At 59.5% G+C, this 19,637-nt stretch carries 13 protein-coding genes, 1 pseudogene and 1 riboswitch; of the genes and pseudogenes, 5 read left to right on the top strand and 9 right to left on the bottom strand.

What is annotated here, in order from left to right; all coding sequences use genetic code 11:
• Positions 1-18 precede the first annotated feature (18 nt).
• From dmul_RS16415 to dmul_RS16390, 5 genes and pseudogenes are all read left to right on the top strand, one after another.
• Positions 19-372 (top strand): annotated as a pseudogene (locus dmul_RS16415) (IS110 family transposase); the annotation flags it as partial.
• 347 nt (positions 373-719) lie between these two features.
• Positions 720-1,025 (top strand): nucleotidyltransferase family protein, encoded by a 306-nt coding sequence (locus dmul_RS16410; protein WP_020877906.1) that lies wholly within the window; start codon positions 720-722, stop codon positions 1,023-1,025.
• Positions 1,026-1,639: 614 nt separating this feature from the next.
• Positions 1,640-1,713: riboswitch (cyclic di-GMP riboswitch) on the top strand.
• A gap of 345 nt (positions 1,714-2,058) precedes the next feature.
• A complete protein-coding gene (locus tag dmul_RS16400; RefSeq protein WP_020877905.1) occupies positions 2,059-3,702 on the top strand; it encodes an MBL fold metallo-hydrolase in 1,644 nt (547 codons plus the stop codon).
• 277 nt (positions 3,703-3,979) lie between these two features.
• Positions 3,980-6,664 (top strand): PKD domain-containing protein, encoded by a 2,685-nt coding sequence (locus dmul_RS16395; RefSeq protein WP_020877904.1) that lies wholly within the window; start codon positions 3,980-3,982, stop codon positions 6,662-6,664.
• A gap of 269 nt (positions 6,665-6,933) precedes the next feature.
• The gene (locus tag dmul_RS16390; RefSeq protein WP_020877903.1) at positions 6,934-7,866 is read left to right on the top strand and encodes a VOC family protein; all 933 of its coding nucleotides are present in this window, start codon (positions 6,934-6,936) and stop codon (positions 7,864-7,866) included.
• Positions 7,867-8,178: 312 nt separating this feature from the next.
• Here the strand turns inward: dmul_RS16390 and dmul_RS16385 are convergent, their stop codons facing one another.
• From dmul_RS16385 to dmul_RS16345, 9 genes are all read right to left on the bottom strand, one after another.
• Positions 8,179-9,036: a DsbA family protein gene (locus tag dmul_RS16385; RefSeq protein WP_020877902.1), complete on the bottom strand. Its 858-nt coding sequence runs from the start codon at positions 9,034-9,036 to the stop codon at positions 8,179-8,181.
• 255 nt (positions 9,037-9,291) lie between these two features.
• Complete coding sequence (locus dmul_RS16380) at positions 9,292-9,540, bottom strand: nucleotidyltransferase domain-containing protein (protein ID WP_020877901.1); 249 nt, start codon at positions 9,538-9,540, stop codon at positions 9,292-9,294.
• A gap of 14 nt (positions 9,541-9,554) precedes the next feature.
• A complete protein-coding gene (locus dmul_RS16375; protein ID WP_020877900.1) occupies positions 9,555-10,673 on the bottom strand; it encodes a DegT/DnrJ/EryC1/StrS family aminotransferase in 1,119 nt (372 codons plus the stop codon).
• 126 nt (positions 10,674-10,799) lie between these two features.
• The gene (locus tag dmul_RS16370) at positions 10,800-12,164 is read right to left on the bottom strand and encodes an O-antigen ligase family protein (protein WP_020877899.1); all 1,365 of its coding nucleotides are present in this window, start codon (positions 12,162-12,164) and stop codon (positions 10,800-10,802) included.
• The gene (locus dmul_RS16365; protein WP_020877898.1) at positions 12,151-14,193 is read right to left on the bottom strand and encodes a PocR ligand-binding domain-containing protein; all 2,043 of its coding nucleotides are present in this window, start codon (positions 14,191-14,193) and stop codon (positions 12,151-12,153) included. Before dmul_RS16365 ends, dmul_RS16370 begins: the two co-directional genes overlap by 14 nt.
• Positions 14,194-14,402: 209 nt before the next feature.
• Positions 14,403-15,713, bottom strand: a complete 1,311-nt coding sequence (locus dmul_RS16360) for a tetratricopeptide repeat protein (protein ID WP_020877897.1) — start codon at positions 15,711-15,713, stop codon at positions 14,403-14,405.
• A complete protein-coding gene (locus dmul_RS16355; protein WP_020877896.1) occupies positions 15,710-16,963 on the bottom strand; it encodes a CpsD/CapB family tyrosine-protein kinase in 1,254 nt (417 codons plus the stop codon). The genes dmul_RS16360 and dmul_RS16355 overlap by 4 nt, the downstream gene beginning before the upstream one ends.
• Before the next feature lie 181 nt (positions 16,964-17,144).
• Complete coding sequence (locus tag dmul_RS16350; protein ID WP_020877895.1) at positions 17,145-18,629, bottom strand: GumC family protein; 1,485 nt, start codon at positions 18,627-18,629, stop codon at positions 17,145-17,147.
• A gap of 47 nt (positions 18,630-18,676) precedes the next feature.
• Positions 18,677-19,585 (bottom strand): polysaccharide biosynthesis/export family protein, encoded by a 909-nt coding sequence (locus tag dmul_RS16345; protein ID WP_070962346.1) that lies wholly within the window; start codon positions 19,583-19,585, stop codon positions 18,677-18,679.
• Between the last annotated feature and the right edge of the window lie 52 nt (positions 19,586-19,637).

The following is a 19,637-nucleotide window of genomic DNA, read 5'->3' as shown; positions in this document are numbered from 1 at the left end:
CAACCAAGGAGGCAGGTCATGAACACTGTAAAATTTATCGGCATGGATGTCCACAAAAATTCGATCACCATTGCTATCGCTGAAGAGGGTTCCCGGGATCCGGTCCGGGTCTACGGCGCGATCAACAACGATTTTGAGGCATTGGATAAATTCTGTCGTAAAATGGTTTCCACTGCAAGCGAGCTGCACTTTGTCTACGAAGCAGGTCCCTGCGGTTACGGCATCCATCGTCATTTGACCGGCAAAGGATTCAGCTGCATGGTGGCGGCCCCTTCAATGATCCCTAAGAAAAGCGGTGATCGGATCAAAAACGACACCCGGGATGCCAAAACACTGGCCCGTCTCCATCGTGCCGGCGAGTTGACCGCGATTTCAAACTGGGGTCGGGCCAAGTCAAGTATCCGAAATTCATAACTTATTGATCCAAAAACAGGCGTTTTCAGGGCTTAAACGGCTGTTTTCGGGTGCAAAAATGCGCGTTTAAGCCATTCGGTCGGCATCGGGTCGACGGATTTTTCCTTAGACGGGCATTTTTGACCCTCAAAATGCCCGTCTAAGGCGATATTCGGGCTTTGTATGGAATGTATTTGATGTGATTCCGGAATATTGTCTTGGCCTGACCCCACTGACAACCAAAGCACCCTATTGATTTCACACCCCAAAACATGTCATGCAGAACAAGCGGGATGGATGGACGGCAGTTCATGAAAGGATGTACGATGATCACCAAGGAGATCATATTTCAGCGCATTTTGGATGAACAAAAGCAGCTTTCCTTATATGGTGTTAAAAATATAGGGTTATTCGGTTCATTTGTCCGAGGCGATCAGACCCCGATGAGTGACATCGATATTCTTGTGGAATTCATGCCCGACCGGCACACCTTCGATAATTTTATGGAGGTCGCGTTTCTGCTTGAAAAAATATTGGGCCGCAAGGTCGAGCTGATTACGCCTGAGGCGCTCAGTCCATACATCGGGCCCCATATTCTGAAGGAGGTTGAGCGTGTCCCTATCGCCGCATGAGTACATCCGTCATATTCTGGACGAGATCGACTACATTTTAAGTCAGATGGGTGTAGGGGTCGGGCCAAGTCAAGTATCCGAAATTCATAAATTATTGATCCAAAAACAGGCGTTTTCAGGGCTTAAACGGCTGGTTTTGGGTTCAAAAATGCGCGTTTAAGCCATCCGGTCGGCATCGGGGTCGACGGATTTTTCCTTAGACGGGCATTTTTGACCCTCAAAATGCCCGTCTAAGGCGATATTCGGGCTTTTTATGGCATGTATTTCATGTGATTCCGGGAGATTCTCTTCGCCCGACCCCACTTATTAGTTAAGGTTTTATGTGGTTATGTGATTACCGGCGCACCCTTATGGTCTTCGGTCTTCAGTCTTTAGCCTCAAAAATTTTATTTGCAAAACTTCATTTTTCTGCTATGAGAAAATGAGCTGAAAATTATATGTTAACCCCATAAGCGATTTCTGCTTGAAGCGTGTGGACCTCTATCCTTAAAAGGGATGGCGAAATGACGCACCGGAAAGCGACCCTCCAGAAGATGCTTCTGAACGCTCCGTACCGGCTCCCAGGATCCGGTTCGGGGCGTTTTGTTTTTTGAGCCCACCGGGATCATTTCATCCATTGATAATGCCAAACCTGCCGTGAGACAGGGACGGAAAGCCACGGGTCTGAACAGACAGCCGGGTTGCCCAAGGGTGACCCGGCTTTTTTTTATGCAGCCTTGGGGGAGTGGGGTCGGGCCAAGTCAAGTGCTTGGAATTCATAAATAATCAATCCAAAAACAGGCGTTTTCATGGCTTAAACAACTGTTTTTGGATGCAAAAATGCGCGTTTAAGCCATTCGGGGGGCGTCGGGGGCGACGGTTTTTTCCTTAGATGGGCAATATTGACCCTCAAAATGCCCGTCTAAGGCGATATTCGGGCTTTTTATGGCATTTATTTGATGTGATTCCGGAAGATTGTCTTGGCCCGACCCCAATTGCCCAATTGAATTGACCCAATTGACCCCCAAATCTAAAGAGGAGAGGAGAATCGATCATGACGGATGACGTGAAAAGCGTGCACAAGGGATATACGCGGCGGGAGGCATTGAAGACATCGGGGCTGGCCCTGGGCGGGCTGACCATGGGCGGCGCCGTGAGCGCCTTCGCGGGGAGGAAGGTTTCCGAGCCGACAACCGACGACTGCGACCCGGACACCTGCCTCACGGGGAGCTGCGACTACCCGCCGGAGTATGACGAGACCCAGCAGTACACCTATTTCGATCACCTGCCCAAGTGGAAGCCGACCCAGGGGGACCCTTACAACGGGATACCGGAAACCTACAGGCTTCCCGAAGAGAACGAAATGCGGATCACGTTCCTGGGCTCGAACATCCCCAACCAGCTTCGCCGGGCGCAGCAGATGATGAGCATCTTCGTCGAGGTGGGGCCCGGCCCCGGAACGGCGCCGGACCAGTTCGTGTTCGACTGCGGCTCGGGGGTGTGCGCCAATTACAACGCCATGGGGATCTCTCTGGGGAGGATGGACAAGATCTTCCTGACCCATCTCCACGGCGACCACATCAGCGACCTGGTTCACATCTATTGCTTTGGCGCCGTGGCGGACCGCAAGTCCCCCCTCGTCGTCTGGGGGGCCGCCCCCTCGGGGGTGAAAAGCCCGAGGCCCCCGCGCCGCCTTTACGACGACGGGGTCCGAGCCTTCTGCAGCAATCTGAGGGAAGCCTGCCGCTGGCACTCCGAGAGCCAGAGCTTCATCTCCACCAGTTATGAAAGCTACGCGCCCTTCACCCGGGAAAGCTGGGGCCTGCCCTGCGACCCCAGGCCGGTGGGGGACGACGATCCCGCCGACGGCTATGCCGTGATCCCCATCGAACTGGACTGGCGGAAGTACGGGAGGGCGGCGGGGGACAACGTCGCCTATCACAACCCGAAAACCGGCGTGAAGATCACCCATTTCCCGGTGATCCACACGCGGAAGGGCGCCATGGGCTACAAGCTCGAGTGGAACGGCCTGTCGATGATCTACACGGGCGACACCAAACCCGAATACCACAGCATCCGGCAGGCTGCGGGCGTGAATGTGTTCATCCATGAAATGAACCCGCCGGCGGAGGTGTGGGCCTTCAAGAATATCGGCCTGTATCAGCCCCCGGAACCGGATTGGCCTACGTATGACGGCTTTTCGAATGCCGTCGATTTCGCCAAGATGGTGCAGAACAGCTCCCATACGCCCCAGGGTGCCTTCGGCTATCTGCTCAGCCGGATCGATCCCCGTCCGCAGCTCACGGTGGCCACGCACTTCCCGGTGGCCGACGACATGGCGGCATGCGCCAGGACCAGCATCGAGGCGCATAACCCGGACATCGTGTGGGGGAGGGACGTCATCCTCTCCTTCGACCTCATGGTGCTGCGGGTGTTCCAGGAGGGCGGCCCCAGGGCCAGGATAAAACCGTATCAGGCGGATGTTTCGGATTTCACCTTCCAGGCCGTCGGCAGGCAGTATGACGACCTGAACCCGCCGAAATACTGGAAATACGCGGTGGACGAGGATGGGAATCAACAATACGACGAGAACGGCGATCCCATCATCGTCGGCGACCCCTACGCCCAGATCGACACCTCGACGGCGGTGCCGTCCTGCGAAAACAGCCAATGCAACTACCGCGAAGACGGGTATTGACTGGGTGACTGGGGTCGGGCCAAGGTAATGTGCCGGCATTACAAGAAAATCGCTTCAAAATCGGCCCGAATATTGCCTTAGAGGGGCATTTTTGGGGTCAAAATTGCCCCTCTAAGGCTGAAGGCGGACAGGGGATAGGGCTGTATTTGCCGCAGAAGCCCTCCTTCAGCCTTCAGTCTTCAGCCTTCAGCCTGAATGAACCCCGAGCGTTGAATCAAGCCTCAAAAGCGGCCCCAAAGGCCGGGATGCTTACCGTAACCGATGACAGGAGGATGTTATGAAAAGAAGCATGCAGTGGTGGGGAATGGTCATTTTGTTCATCATCGTTTTCCCTGCGGCGTCGGCATGGGGGGCGATCGGGTCACCCCTCGACATCGTCGAGCCGGAGGAGATGCAGGTCCTCGAGACGTCCAACGTGTGGATCACCATCCAGTTCAATTTCACCGCCGACGAGGACCGGAAGACCTTTTACGCCTGGATGAACGGGAAGCCCGTGGGCGCGCTCTTCCATTACATCGAGAGCGACGTGGCCCAGGGCGTGATCTCGGCCGGGGACGGCCTCAAGGCGAGCGTGAACGGACCCCGGATGAACGTCTTCCGCGCCGAGGTGGTCGGGCCGAAGGGCAAGACCTATCGGCAGACCCTCAGGTTTCAAGTGGACTGCTCGAAAAACCGTGCGCCGGTGGCGGACGCCGGCCCGAATCAGGATGCCTTCGTGAAGGAGACGGTGATCCTCGACGGCGGCGGGTCCGGCGATGAGGACGAAGACCCCCTGGCCTACCAATGGTCCATCGTCACCGCTCCCAAAAAGAGCAAGGCGGCCCTTTCCGATCCGTCCTCGGTCACGCCCAGCTTCGTGCCGGACATGCCGGGCACCTATGTCGTGAAGCTGGTGGTGGACGACCACAAGGCGAAAAGCGAGCCCAAAACCGTGGCGGTTACGGTGGAGCGCCTGAAGATCCTCATCGATCGGGCGGTGGCGCATCCCACCTTCGATCTCCTCCGCCATCGCGGGATCGTGGATCAGTTCGACGGGTCCCAGCCCCTGGGCGGCTACCATGCGGCGGTCCTGGATGCAAACGCCCATTCCGCCGGGGAACTCGCCGGAAACCGGCTCCTGTGGCAGGCACTGCGGGAGGGCAAGTGGGCCCTCGTCTTCAACGTCTCGGAAGACCACAAACAGAACGCCCTGACATCCCATTTGGGGATGGTGAACGACGGCGGATCGACCGCGTATCTTTTCAAACGATTTCGGGAGGGGAACACGCCCGTTTTCCGTATCTTCGAGATTCCCTATGACCCGGACGTCGAACTCACCCCGGAAACCCACCTGCGCTATGCCGATCATCTCCTGAAAACGCTGCGGGAATCCCGGGAAGAGACCCCGGCACCGCTGGTCTCCGCCACGGCCGATCCGCCCATCCCGGACGGGCTGATCAACTGCAAGTGGTACTACAGCATCCTCGCGGGCTGGATGCAGAACTGGTCCGGCAGGCACGACGTGGATGACGGCCGGACCCAGGGGGGCGCCCAAAACGTCAACTACACCTTCACCCTCTTTCTGGACAACGGCGGCAACCCCACGGGGAACCAGCAGTTCCTGCTCCTCCAGGTCGACGCCCAGGGCAACCCCAACAGCTCGGGGAGCACCTTCATAGCCACCTCGAGCGACATGGACAAGTGCAATGAGTTCGGGTGGTTCCAAGACCGACTCACCACAACGGTCAATCCATTCGATTACTTCTGGATCTGGGTGAACAACGACCCCACGTCCCCCAACCCGGTGACCACCTACTCCGCGAATTCGACCTTTTCGGTGGGCTTCAACCAGGCCCAGGGCATCCTGGGAAGCTACACCCACAGCAACACCACCTCCTACACGCTGACGGACTGGGGGATTTCCTGCAACAGTTCGGGCAACTACATGCACTGGGATCTCCATTCCCAGAACCCCGCCGCCCCGACCTCGGACGCGGACTATGACACCAAGGACTGGTTCTACACCTGGTGCGGCAAGCCGAAACGGCCCAACGATCAGTCGCTCATGCAGACCCAGTACCACGGCTCGGTGGTGTGGCGGACCGGGGTCGTCAAGAATCAGGTCGCCGCCATCTCCGTCCAGAATAGCCAGCATCTCGTGAACACCTACTGCGGAACCGACATGGGCACCACCTGCTGCCTGAATAAGGGGCAGTGGTATACGCGGCCCGTCAACTATTCCGATACCTTCTCCCTCGACCTGGGCGCCGTCGTGCCCATCGAGGTCGCCGCCATAACCTTCAGCCAGTATCCGGCCCTTGTCGGGCCCCTTGGCGGGACGATCAAGGGGAATGTGGTCCTGAAGTCGCCGGCCAAGGCGGACATCCTCGTCGGGAATATTGCCTCCACCGACACCGCCCACGCCGTTCCCAGGACCGACCGGATCGTCATCCGGAAGGGGGCCATGGACGGGAGCTTCGAGATCGACGTGAATGCCGCGGGGATCCCCGAGGATCAGCTGTTTTTCGCGTCGATATCCGCCTTCTACGCCAATGACTACAGCCGGCAGTTCCAGATGAAGGCTGTTGACGGCGAGGACCTCTACTTCCCCCAGACCGCCCCCTGGATCCATCCCGACTGGGAGCTCTGGGGCGGAACCTACGGCGCGTCTGAAAACTGGGTGGAGAACTACCAGGTGAGGTACGCCGTCAGTTTTGTGGACAGCAAGGGGAACGAATCAACGCGGGGGCCCTGGTGCGACTGGATCGGTCCCGGAGAAACCTATCCCTTTCCCGCGGTCTATCCCAACACCATGCCGCTGTTGGTCGACATTCCCACGGACGCCTCCGGCAAGGCCGTCGCCCGGAAGATCTACCGGCAGTTCTTCGCCCATTACCAGAATGCCGATCCCAATGCCGGCGTGACCCTCATCACGACCCTGAACGACAACACGACCACGACCTATCTGGACAATAATCCGTGATGGGGGGGATGTGGTATCAGTGGTTAAGTGGTTAAGTGGTTAAGGGATTAAGGGATTAAGGGATTAAGGGATTAAGGGATTAAGGGATTAAGGGATTAAGGGATTAAGGGATTAAGGGATTAAGGGATTAAGGGAGAGGGCCTGGGCCCTCTCTTCCTTCAGCCTTCAGCCTTCAGTCTTCAGCCTCCGCTTGGTCCGTCCCCGATTCATACTTATAGTCTGTTGAGGTGGACACGTCTTCAGCCTCTTTTATCTCGAGGAGGAATACAATGGCAACGCTTCAACAGAAAATCATACCACACCTGTGGTTCGACAATACCGCCAAGGCGGCTGCCGGTTTTTACGCTTCGGTTTTCCCCGACGCAGCCGTTACGGATATCATGACCCTTCATGACACCCCCGCCGGTGATTGCGACGTCGTCTCCTTTGTGTTGTGGGGGCATCGGTTCGTCGCCTTCAGTGCCGGGCCGCTGTTCAAATTCAACCCGTCGGTGTCGTTCATCGTCAATTTCGACCCGTTATTCTTCAAGCCGTCGCCGTCGCCGGAAAAGGATGCGAGAAGGAAACTGGATGAGGTTTGGGAAAATCTGTCCGAAGACGGCACGGTGCTCATGCCCATTGACGAGTACCCGTTCAGCCGGCGATACGGCTGGATTCAGGATCGATACGGCCTGTCGTGGCAGGTGATGCTGACCTGTCCCGACGGGGATCCGCGGCCCCCGATCGTGCCGAATCTGCTCTTCGTAGGCAAAAACTGCGGCAATGCAGAGGCGGCCATGCGCTTTTACCTGTCGGTCTTCAGGCATTCCAGACCCGGAAACCTGGTCCGCTACGGCCCGGGACAGGCGCCGGACGAGCCCGGCACGATCATGTTTGCCGACTTCATGCTCGAGGGCTCCTGGTTTGCGGCAATGGACAGCGCCCGCGAGCATCGTTTTGGTTTCAACGAAGCCGTCTCTTTCATGGTGTCCTGCCGGGACCAGGAAGAAATTGATTACTACTGGGAACGACTCTCCGCAGTGCCCGAAGCCGAACAGTGCGGGTGGCTCAAGGACAGATACGGCATTTCGTGGCAGATCGTGCCCGCCGCCCTGGATGAAATGTTGCGAAACGGCACGGCGGCGCAAAAGGCCCGCGTCACCCAGGCATTTCTCAAGATGAAGAAGTTTGACCTCGCCGGACTGGAACGGGCCTATGCTTAAAACTGGGGTCGGGCCAAGACAAGTATCCGAAATTCATAAATTATTGATCCAAAAACAGGCGTTTTCAGGGCTTAAACGGCTGGTTTTGGGTGCAAAAATGCGCGTTTAAGCCATCCGGTCGGCATCGGCGTCGACGGGTTTTTCCTTAGACGGGCATTTTTGACCCTCAAAATAACCGTCTAAGGCGATATTCGGGCTTGTTATGGCATGTATTTCATGTGATTCCGGTAGATTCTCTTGGCCCGACCCCACTTATAATTAAGGGCCCTGTTTTCCTTCAGCCTTCAGCCTTTAGTCTTCAGTCTTCAGCCTTTATTCCCTGCTTTTCAATTCCTTGTCGATGGCGGCCTGGAATCCCTCGATGCGGCGGTCCCTCAGGAGGCGGCCGTTGACGAAGATGGTGGGCGTTCCCCTGACCCCGGCCTTTTGCCCGTCCCGGATGTCCTGGTCGATCCGCTGCTCGAGGGCGGGGTCCTTCAGCTTCTTCTCATAGGCTTCCCGGTCCAGGTCGAGTCCGAGGGCGAGCTCATCGATGAGTTTGTCGTCGAGCCGGTTGTAATTCTTGAACAGCAGGTCGTGGAGCTCCCAGAATTTACCCTGTTCGCCCGCGGCAATTGCGGCAATAGCCGCTTTTCGGGCGAATTTGTGGCCGGTGATGGGGAAGTGCTTGAAGGCGACTTTGACGGTCTTGGGGTTTTTTTCGACCACCTGGTCGAGCACCGGTACCAGGGCGGCGCAGTGGGGGCACTGGAACTCGTCGAAAACAGTGATCACCACCGGGGCATTCTCAGGCCCCTTGAACGGCGCCCCGGAAATGTCGATGTTCCGGATGAAGTCGACGCCGACGATCTCCACCGTCTTTCTGTCGCTGCTGCCGAGGATGAGGGTGGATCCCCCGGGGCCCGCCTTCATCCGGTTGATGTGTTTCCCCACGGGGATCCTGCTCTCGATTTCCGTGGCCGACGCATAGACGTGAATCTCCCCCTGGTCGGTCAGCACGAACAGCCGCCGCCCGTCAGGGGTGATGGCCACGTCAACGGGCGTCGCCTCCAACTGGATGGTTTTCAGGACATTCAACTCCATCGTCCCGGCCGAAGGCGTCTCCGCGAACACCTCCGAGACAACCAGCGCCAGGCAGCATAATGCCAAAAGAACGGATTTCCATCTCATCGTTCACCCCCAGATCGGTTTGGTGCTTCCGGTTTCATTGTTGATCCAACAATAAATATATATCATAAAAAGAGTGGTTAAGTGATTATGGTTTTAGGGTGTTAGGGCTTTAGGGTGTTATGGTGTTATGGCATCGGACGTTCCGACCGCTGGCTTCCGTCCTCCGGCACCGGCATGTGAATGCCGGAAGTTGAATGCTTCATTCCGAATCAATGTCTTGTCAAACATAAGTTCACCTGTTTGAGAGTCGTCGGTTCAAGGGTTCAGGGAAAATCGTCTTTCGAGAAGCCGGGCTTCGAATCGCGCGAAGTCGATATACACGGCAATGGTCCTGGATTCAAATGCATGCCGGATGTATGGTGCGTTGTCGACAAGGAGCCGGTTCTTTTTCAGGACGCGAATTTGCAGCGGCAGCGGAGCCGTGTTCAGGATCACCAGGTCGACGCGGTCGCTTTTCAAAGCGTCGGTCAGCATGCCGATGACCCCATAATCACCTAAAACCATAACACCTTAACACCCTAACCCCCATTCACCCCCCCTATAACCCGCTCCTGATCCCCCGGCTCCAGATACGGATGCATGGGGAGGCTCAGGATGCGGGCGGCGCAGTCTTCGGTTACGGGGAAATCCCCCTCCCGGTAGCCCAGGGTTCTGAAGGCGGTCTGGCGGTGGAGGGGGATGGGGTAGTAGACGGCGAAGGGGATGCCGGCGGCGGCGAGGCGGTCCTGGATCGCCTCGCGGTGCCCGGCGTTTTCGGCCAGGATCGAGTACTGGGCCCAGGCTGATCGGCAGTCCTCCGGCACGCGCGGGACCCCGACGCCCTCGAGGGCTTCGGTGTAGCGGTCGGCCACGGCCCGGCGGCGGGTCAGCTCCTCGGGGAAGATCTCGAACTTGGCCAGGAGCACGGCGGCCTGGAGGGTGTCCATGCGGCCGTTGATGCCGATCCGGATGTTGTCGTACTTGTCGGCGCCCATGCCGTGGACCCGGATGGAGACCAGGGCCTCGGCCATATCGTCGTCGTCGGTGAAGCACATGCCGCCGTCGCCGTATCCCCCCAGGGGCTTGGCCGGGAAGAAGGAGGTGGCGGCCGCGTCCCCCAGGGCGCAGGCTTTCCGGCCCCGGTAGGTCGCGCCGAAGGACTGGGCCGCGTCCTCCAGGACGAAGAGCTTGTGCTTTCGGGCCACGGCGTTCACGGCGTCGTAGTCGGCGGGCAGGCCGAAGAGATCGACGGGGATGACGGCCCGGGGCGTGAGGCCGGCGGCCTTCGCATCGAAGCCTGATATGGCCGCGTCGAGCCTGTCCGGGTCGATGTTGAAGGTGGCGGGGTCGATGTCCACAAAGACCGGGGTCGCCCCCAGCAGCCGGATGACCTCGGCGGTGGCGATGAAGGTGAAGGGGGTGGTGAAGACGGCGTCCCCCGGGCCGATGCCCCGGGCCATCAGGATCATCAGGAGGGCGTCGGTGCCCGAGGCGCAGGCCGTGGCGTGCCGGACCCCCGCGGCCGCGGCCAGGCGCCGCTCCAGCTCGGCGATCTCCGGCCCCATAACGTACTGCCCGTGGTCGAGGACCGTTCGGATGTTGGCTTCGATCCGGTCGCGGATGCGGGACTGCTGGGCTTTCAAATCGATGAATTGCATGGCTATGGCTTCCTCTCGGTTGATCCGCGGACGATGCGGACGGCGCGGATGATACAGATTACACGGATTGCGAACGCGAATCAACGGCAATCCGTTCCATCCGTCCATGGGGGATGTCACTCCCGGTCATGTGCGATTCAGGGGGATGGGCGTGGAAGACGACACCGAATCCCCGCTCCTGAAGCCCGGGCTTTCGGGCAGGGCCGAGGGGGTGCGGGAGCAGACCACGGCCCCCAGGACCGTGAAGAGGAGGGCGTTGGCCGGGATGTGGAGGTTGAAGTCCCCGGCGCTGTGGACCGCCATGGCGGTGATGCCGGCCAGGGCCCCCAGGGTGGTCCCCCGGACCAGCCGGCTGGGGTGGCGCATCTTTTCGAGGCCGGTCCGGTAGACCGCGACCAGGATCCACGCCATGACCAGGGCCATGGGCAGGCCCGTCTCGGCGATGAAGTGGAGGTAGTCGTTGTGGGCCATGGTGAACTGACGACTGAGCCCCGGCGGCTGGTACTGGGTGAAGGCGTCGGCAAAGGTGCCGGGGCCGGTGCCCAGAAGCGGATTCTGGGCGATCATGGCCAGAACGCCCTGCCAGGCCGTCAGCCGGCCCCCGAGGGCCGCCTCGCCGTCCCGGAGGGTCAGCACCCGCTCCACCGCCGGGGTGGAGGAGAGGAGGATGAGCATGAGGACCAGGACGCCCAGGCCTACGGCGGCGCTCCACCGGTATTTTCCGAACCGCTCCTGGGTGAGCAGGACTCCCATCATGAAAAAGAGACCGGCGCCCAGCCCGATCCACCCGCCCCGGGAGAGGGTGAGGATGAGGGCCGCGAGGAAGAGCACCAGGAGCGACGTCAGGAGCATCCGCCTCTCCATGCCGACCCCGGTGAAAAGATACCCCAGGGTCAGGGCCGCGACCATCTCCAGGTAGCCCGCGAAATGGTCCGGGCTGCCGAAGGTGGCGGAGAGCCGCACGTTGTATCGGCCGATATCGGCGTAGTCCCACCAGGGAAAGGGGTTCATTCCCCAGTGTTTGAACAGGCCGAACACACAGAGCAGGGCGCCCATGCCCGCAAGGAGCCCCACGAGGGCCTTGACCTGGGCCCGGGTGCGGAGGGTGTGGACCGTCAGGTGGAAGACGGCGATATAGGTGATGAACTCGGCCACGGCCCAGAGACCGGCAATGGGGTTCTCCGAGAAGAGGGCGGAGATGAAGGCCAGGGCGACGGCCGCGGCCAGGGGGCGGTCCAGGGGGGTTTTGAATCGGCCCCCGGCCGGATCTATGATTGGATCTATGATTGGATCTATGATTGGATCCATGATTGGATTCAGGATCGGATCCAGGATCCGGCCCGACACCCACAGCGCCGCGGCAACGAGAACGATCATCTCCATCACCGTCACGGCCCAGGGCTTCACGCCGGCGCGGGCCAGGGGGGTGAAGACGAGCAGGACGAAGAGGAGGGCGCGGATCACCGGCCTGTCGAATTTAAACATTTCCATCTCTGGGTACCTTCAGCACAACGCAGCACCCTTTTCCCGGACCGGTCCGGATATTCACGGTTCCTCCCAGAAAAGTGATGCGCTCCGTAAGTTGATACAGACCGAAACCCACGCCCCGCCCCTCTCTGGATCTGACGGCATCATAGTCAAATCCCCTGCCGAAATCCTTTACCCGGATATAAATCATTCCGTTCCGGCATCCGACATCCATGAACGCCGACGTTGTCCCGGCATGTTTGACCACATTGAAAAGCAGCTCTCTGGCGGAGCGGTGCAGGACAGAGGCATGGGTCAGTGAAATGGGTTCGAGGCCGTCCCGGGTTCGGACCCTGACCTTGAGGCCGTAATTATCCTCCATATCCTGGCCGAGAATTTCCAGGGCCATCGGCAATCCCCCGCGCCTCAGGCCCGGCGGGTTGAGTTCATAGGAGAGATTGCGCGACTTTTCAATGCATTCCCCGATGAGGCTTTCCAGGTAGCTCAGCTTTTGGCCCACTTTTCTGTCGGCGTTGTCTCTGGCCATGAGGCTGACTTCAATCTTGATGTAGGCCAACTCCTGCTGGAAATCGTCGTGCAGAATGGTTGCGATGTGCTGCCGTTCCCGATTTTCAACCTCGCTCAGTTCCAGCGCAAGCCGCTGGATCTGGCGCCGGCGTTCCTCGAGCTCCGCCGTACGTCTGGCGACGCGCTCTTCGAGTGTTTCATTCAGGCTGCGGATTTCTTCCTCGGCCTGCTTTTTTGGCGTGATGTCCCTTTGGATGCCGATAAACCGAAGCGGCCTTTTGTTTTTATCCCATTCCATGCATTCACCGGCAACCCAGATCCATTTCCATTCACCGGCCGGGGTTTTGATCCGGTATTCCATTTCATATCGCGGGATGCTGCCTTCGATATACTTCTGGAGCGTTTTTTTAAAAAGCGGTTTGCTGTCGGGATGAACGCTTTTTTTCAAGACCTCGAAATTAAAAATCCGATTGCCGGGAGCATACCCCATCATTTTCCACCAGTAATCGTCAAAATAGATATAGTTGTTTTCAGGCCGCCATTCCCAGAAGCTCGCGCCGGAACCGGCCAGTGACAGGCGCAGCCGCTTGCCGCTCTCCGCCAGGGCCTCCTCGGTCAGCTTGCGCTCCGTTATGTCCTGAACCACGCCGATCACGCCCGTGATCTCATCTTTTTCATCCAGCTTGAATTCGGCTTTTCTTTTGATCCATTTTAAACTGCCGTCGACCACTATCCGATATTCAATATTCAGAATTTCCGCCGCGAACGGCGCATCCGGACAGATTTCGACATATTTCCGGTCGTCGGGATGGACGCAGTTTAAAATCTTCTCATAGGTGATCGGCATGTCCACGGGAAGCCCGAAAATCCTGTAGAGCTCGTCCGTCCAGGTCATTTCACAGGTTTTCAGGTCCAGCTCAAAGGTGGCGATCTGTCCGATCTCCTGTGCCTTCTGAAGAAAATACTGCTGTTTTAAAACAGCTTCGTCCGCTTCCAGCTTCGCGAGCGACCGCTCCGCGATGTCCGTGATAAAGGCCACCAGCCCCTTGTTGTATTCGATGATATTGTCGACCTCCTGGTTCGTGAGAATCCGGACCCGATCGAGGGCCGCAAGATAGTCGTCGAGGTCGAACCCGAATTCCCGAGCCTGGCGGATAAAGATCTCCCGCTCGGCGATTTCCCCTTCGTAAAAAAATTGTCCCAGAAACAGCGTGGCCAGATGCCGTTCCGCAACTGAGATCGGTAAAGCGATATTCCAGAGGCCGTTTTGGCATTTATACCGACAGGCCCCGCTTTCGACAAGATGTTCTTTGATGTATTTTTCGCTGGCCTGACATTTTTTCAGCGCCTCCGGGTGGACCCGGTGAAATTTGCTGCAGATATCCTGCCAGGCCGTACTGACCAGAATCGCGTCGTCAAGGGCATCCACAATGCCGACCGGCATGCCTGTAGCGCGATAATGGGCTTCCGCCATCTTTTGAACGGCGGACAGATCCAGCAAGTCGGAAATCCGATAGGTTTTCATGGGCGATCCTCTCTCGTTGTTCATACACTGAAAGAGGAGGGGATTTCGAGGATTTTTTAGATTAAAGGCTGAAGACTGAAGGCTGAAGGCTGAAGGGGCTGGTTGTCGGGCAGGGGGTAAGAATGTTGAATTTTGAATGTTGAATTTTGAATGTTGAATTTTGAATGTTGGGACCTCCGACCTCTGCCCTCCGACCTCCGTCCTCCGTGTCAGGGGCGGTGGCTGTAGTGCTTGGCCAGGGCGCGGGCCTGTTTGGCGCGGTCGTATTTTTTGAGGCGGGTCAGCACCTGGGCGAAGAGGGCGTGGTAGCGGCTGTTTTCGGGCTCAAGGATGGTGGCTTTCTGGGCCGCCAGTTCCATGGCGTCCCAGTCCTGTTGGGCCTCGGCCGTCCTGGCCAGCCAGTAATAGGCCCGGGCCATGGGCTTCTGCCGGATCAGGGTCGACAGGACCTCCCGGGCCGCGTCATATCGCTCCGTGGAAATCAGGGCCTGGGCGAGGATCATGTCGGCCTCCGGGGGAAGGGCGGTTTGGGCCGCGGCCGTGCGAAAGAACGCGACGAACCCGGCCGGATTCTTTTCCCGGCGGTAATACCCGAGGATCCGGTTCAGATCGCGCTCCCGGTCCCGGCTCTGGCGGAGCCCCTCCAGAAAGGCGTCCCGGGCTGCTCCGGGCTCCCCGGCGCCGAGATGGAGGGATCCCAGATGATACTGGTGGGTGGAGGTGTTCTGGGACGGTCCTACGGCCATGGCTGCTTGGTAGTGGGTCACGGCTTCGGACCAGCGCCCTTCTTCGGCCATGAACGTCGACAGGGCCGCGTGGGTTTCCCGGGGCAGGACCCGGTTTTTCGCGGCCGTCGTGAGCCCCTGTAAACACGCCTCCCGGAGAGACTGCGACCAGAAGGCCTCTTTTTTCAGGCGCGCGTGGATGGGGGGATAGACCGCGGCCAGGTCTCGGACTGCCCTGCTCAGGGCCTCGGGGTCCGGGAGCCAGGCCAGGTATCGGATCAGGGCGTAGGCATAGGTGATGCCGTTGGGCCGAAGCCGGACCGCCGCCTCGAAATAGGGGCGGGGGTCGTATGGGATGTCGGGGGCGTAGGGGTGTTCGGCGCGGAAGGCCTGGGCCAGCAGGGCTTCGCATTCGGCGGCCCCGAAGAAGCTCTGGGCGTCGAGGGGGTTGAGCCGGGCCGCTTCGAGGAAGGCGTCCCTGGCCTTGATCAGCAGGGGGCCGGGGTCGGGTGAGGCCTGGGGGTCCTCCGGCGGTGCGGTGGCCTGCCGGAACCGGGCCCTGCCCAGGAGCCGGTGGAGATCGGCGTCCCTGGAAAGGCGTCCGAGCGCGGCGGCAAAGGCGGCGGCCGCCTCGGGGTGGGCCTCGGAAAGCAGGAAGCGCTCCCCCCGGAGCCGGTGCAACTGGGCTGTCAGGCGGGCGGCCAGAACAGCCGTTCCGCCGACGGCCAGGCAGATGACGAGAGCGACCGCGGCAAGCCGGGTGCCCTGTTGGGGGGGTGTCGCCGCTGAGTTCACGATTTTCCGTAGTAGCCGGTGTAGTATTTGTTGTAGTAGTTGTAGTAGCCCTCCTTGCGGACGTCCACCTGGTTGAGCACCACGCCCACGAGGTTGGCCTGGCTGAGGCGGATCTGGTCCACGCACTTCTGAACCAGGTTGCGCCGCATGTGCCCGGCCTTGACGATCAGGACGACCCCGTCGGTCCGGGGAGCGAGGAGGAGGGCGTCGGTGGCCGGCAGTATGGGGGGGGTGTCGATGATGATCGTGTCGAATTTTCGGGTCAGGAGCGTCATGAGGAAATCGACCTGGGGCGACGAGAGGAGCTCGGAGGGGTTGGGCGGAATGACGCCCGACGACAGCAGAAAAAGACCCGGTTGGTGCGTGGCCTGGATGTTCGCGTCGATGAGGCCGTTGAGGTACGGGTATTGTTCGTCGTCGTTTTTCATCTGGTCCAGCACCTCCTTCAGGTCGACGATATCGAACTGGGCCCGCTGAAAAAAGCCGGCGGGGCGGTCGGTGAAGGTGAAGGCCCCGGATTGCATCCCCATCAGCACCCTCAGGGATTCGGTGAGGTGGATGAAGAGGGTGCCCTTGAGATCGGTCTCCCGGCACAATCCCATGCGGGAGAGGATGAACCCCAGCTTATGTCCCGTGTCCGCCTTTTGGCGGAAAGCGATCCGGGCGTTTTCCTCCGAGAGCACGCCGTTTTTGACCAGAACGTTCGCCAGCTTCTTCTCCTCCGGGCGGTTTTCCCAGGTGACGGCTGAAGGCAAGCCCTGGGAGAAGATGACCTCGACAGTATTCTCCGGGGTCTCCGCGCGGAGGACGCCGGTCCGGCGTTGGACCGCCAGGATCTTGAAGAGATCGTGGATGCCGATCTCCTCCAGCCGGCCTTCGGCCACCGGTGTGTTGAAGGCGTTGGCCAGAAGCCCGGTGAATCCCGAGGGATTGGCCGCGGGCCCGTCACCGTTGAGGGGGGTGATTCGGCTCAACAGGGGCTTCCGGAGGTCCGCGTCCACCAGGAGGACCGATTTTCCGGTCTGGGACAGGGCATGCCCCAGGTTGTAGGCGGTGACGGTCTTGCCCTCCGACTCGCCGGCGCTGGTCACCACCAGGGCCTTGAAGTTCCGGTCCATGAAGGAGAAATGGAGGTTCGTCCGCAGGGTCCGATAGGCCTCGGCAAACCGGGATTTCTGGTTGTCGCCGTTGAGAAGGACGCGGCCGTAGGATCTCTCTTTTTTGTCTTTGGCGTTATTTTTTTTGGGCATAGGGGAATCGGTTGTTTTGAAAGTGGTTAAGGTTTTAGGGTTTTAGGGTTTTAAGGTTTTAGGGTTTTAGGGTTTTAAGGTTTTAGGGTTTTATGTGATTGTGGGGCCGGTTTTCGGGCCCGCTTTTCCTTCAGCCTTCAGTCTTCAGTCTTCAGCCTCGTAATCCGGGCCTTGGCCCGGATTACTTCTTTCCCGCGAGGGGGACGATGGAGAGGACGGGGAGGCCGAGGTAGCGTTGGACGTCCTCCTCCGTTCTCAGGGACTGGTCGAGGTATTCCCGGAGGAAGGCGAGACCGATACCCGCCATCAGGCCGACGATGACGCCGAGGAGGATGTTCCGGGCCTTTTGGGGCTTGACCGGGCTGTTGACGGCCACGGCCGACTCGGTGATCCGGATGTTGGAGACGTCCACGTTGCTGCTGATGTTGGTCTCCTTCAGCTTGGCCAGGAGGATGTCGTGCATCTGCTGCTGGGTTTCGACGCTCCGTTCCAGCATGGTGTACTCCAGCTCCTTCTTGTTGGTTTCCATGGCCTCGCTCTCGAAGTCCCCGATGGTCTTCTGGATGACCTCCTCCCGGGCGGCCAGCACGGCCTGCTGGGCCTTCATGCTCTGCAGCTCCTTCTGGATCTCGCCGTTGAGCTTGGCCCGGGTGTTGTCGATCTGGGTCTGGATCTGGGTCAGCTTGGGATGCTTGCCCTTGTAGATCTTGGCGGCCCGGGAATAGGCCACCTCGGCCTCGATGAGCTGGTTGTAGAGGTTGTCGATCACCGCGTTTTCAATGAGGGAGCGGATGTGGACGATGTTCCGCCGGTTGGAGGTGCCGCCGATGCGCCGCAGCTCGCCCAGCTTGGCTTCCAGCTCCAGCCGCTGGTTGCGCGTCTGGAGATAGGCGTCGTTGAACTCGTTCATCTTGTTGGTGATCATGCCCTGGCGTCCTTCCACGGAGAAGAGCCTGGTCTTCTGTTTGTAGGCCAGGAACTCGGCCTCGGCGTCCTCCAGCTTCTTCTGGACGTCGTAAAGCTGTTCCGTCATCCACGCCATGGTGTTCTGGGAGTATTCGAGGCGGTTGGCCAGGTTGAAGGTGATGTAGGCCTGGGCCAGGGCGTTGGCCATCCGCGCCGCTGCTTCGGGATCGTAGTCCCGCACTCCGATTCGGAGGAGGCGGGTGTCCCGGATCTCGGTCACGGTGATCTTGTCGAGGACCGTTTTGATGAGGGCCAGACGGGTCTCCTCGGGGGTGGGGATCCGCTCCTCCCGGAAGAGCAGCATCAGGTTTTTTTTGTAGCGGGATAACAGTGCCCTGATGGAGCCGATCTCGAGGTCCTCCTGAACCTGGTCGAGCCGGAGATCCTGGATCACCTTCTCGATGACCGGCCGAGAGGTGAGAAGCTGCTTGTGGGTCTTGAACATGACCTCCTGGGAGATATAGCTCCCGTAACCGCCCATGTCGTTGCCAAAGGGCAGGGGCGTCTTTTCGTTGTCGATGACGATGGTGGCGGCCGCCTCGTAGACCGGGCGCATCCGGAGCGTGAAAAGGGTGGTCGCGGCCGCGACCAGGATCATCACAAGGAGGATCAGGCCGCGGTACTTCTTGAGGACGTTCAGGTACTCCGTCAGGTCGACGGTCTCTTCGGTTTCCTGGGACAAATGGGGGCTTTCAGTCATGGTGCGTCTTTGCCTCGCGGGGGGGCGGCATGAAGGGTCATGCCGGGTTAAAACCAGCTTTCGGGAACATTGATCAGATCCCCGGGCTTCAGGGGAATGTCGGCGATCTTGCCGGCCTTGACGGCGTTCAGATCGATCCGGATCACCTCTTTCCGGTTCCCCACCTCCCGGATGATACGGGTCCGGCTGGGGGCGGCATAGGTCTTGAATCCGCCGGCCATGAGGCAGGCGTTCAGGGCGGTGAGCCCCTGCTGATAGGGATAGATGCCCGGGCGGTTGATTTCGCCTTCCATATAGATGCTCGACTGGGCCACGTCCAGGTCCCGCTTGAGGGGGATGTAGACGACGTCCCCGGAATGGAGGGGCACGTTCTGGCCCATATCGCCCTTGTCGAGGAGTCGATCCAGATCCGCCTTCTGGCTCTTGTTCTTGGATATCAGCTCCTCCGGCGTCTCCCCCTCCCGCAGCTTTCCGGTGGAGTCCCGCATGATGTAGGCCACGTTCCCGCGGTCGTTCATGACGCCGCCGGCCTTGGCGATGAGGGTCAACAGGGTTTGCCGGGAATCGGTGGTGTAGAGGCCGGGGGTGGTGACGGCGCCGGTGATGTAATACTGAAGGCTCTGGTATTCCTTGATATAGAGGTTGACCTCGGGATCGACGAAATAATCCTGGGCCAGGGGCGCCACGATCTGTTCCCGGAGTTGGCTGACGGTGAGGCCCGCCGCCTTGACCGGCCCGATGAAGGGGACGTTGATGGTGCCCTGGGGGCTCACCGTCAGCTGGACCGACTGCTGCTCCTCGCCGCCGGCATAAATGGTGAGGGCCAGAACATCCCTGGCGCCGATGCGATAGCCCTCCTCCCGGGCGAGGCAGAGGCCTCCCGAAGGGAAAAGCAGGGCGGCGGCAAGCCAGAGGAACACAATATTTCCGAAGATTCGATTTTTCAGGTATGGCATGATCGTCACACAAGGCAAGCCGCAAACGCGGGCGCCGGGCCCGTTGTCGTCG

The organism is Desulfococcus multivorans (assembly GCF_001854245.1).
Lineage (GTDB): Bacteria > Desulfobacterota > Desulfobacteria > Desulfobacterales > Desulfococcaceae > Desulfococcus > Desulfococcus multivorans.
Note: the sequence above shows the minus strand (reverse complement) of the source record. Positions and strands in the feature narration are given on the sequence as shown.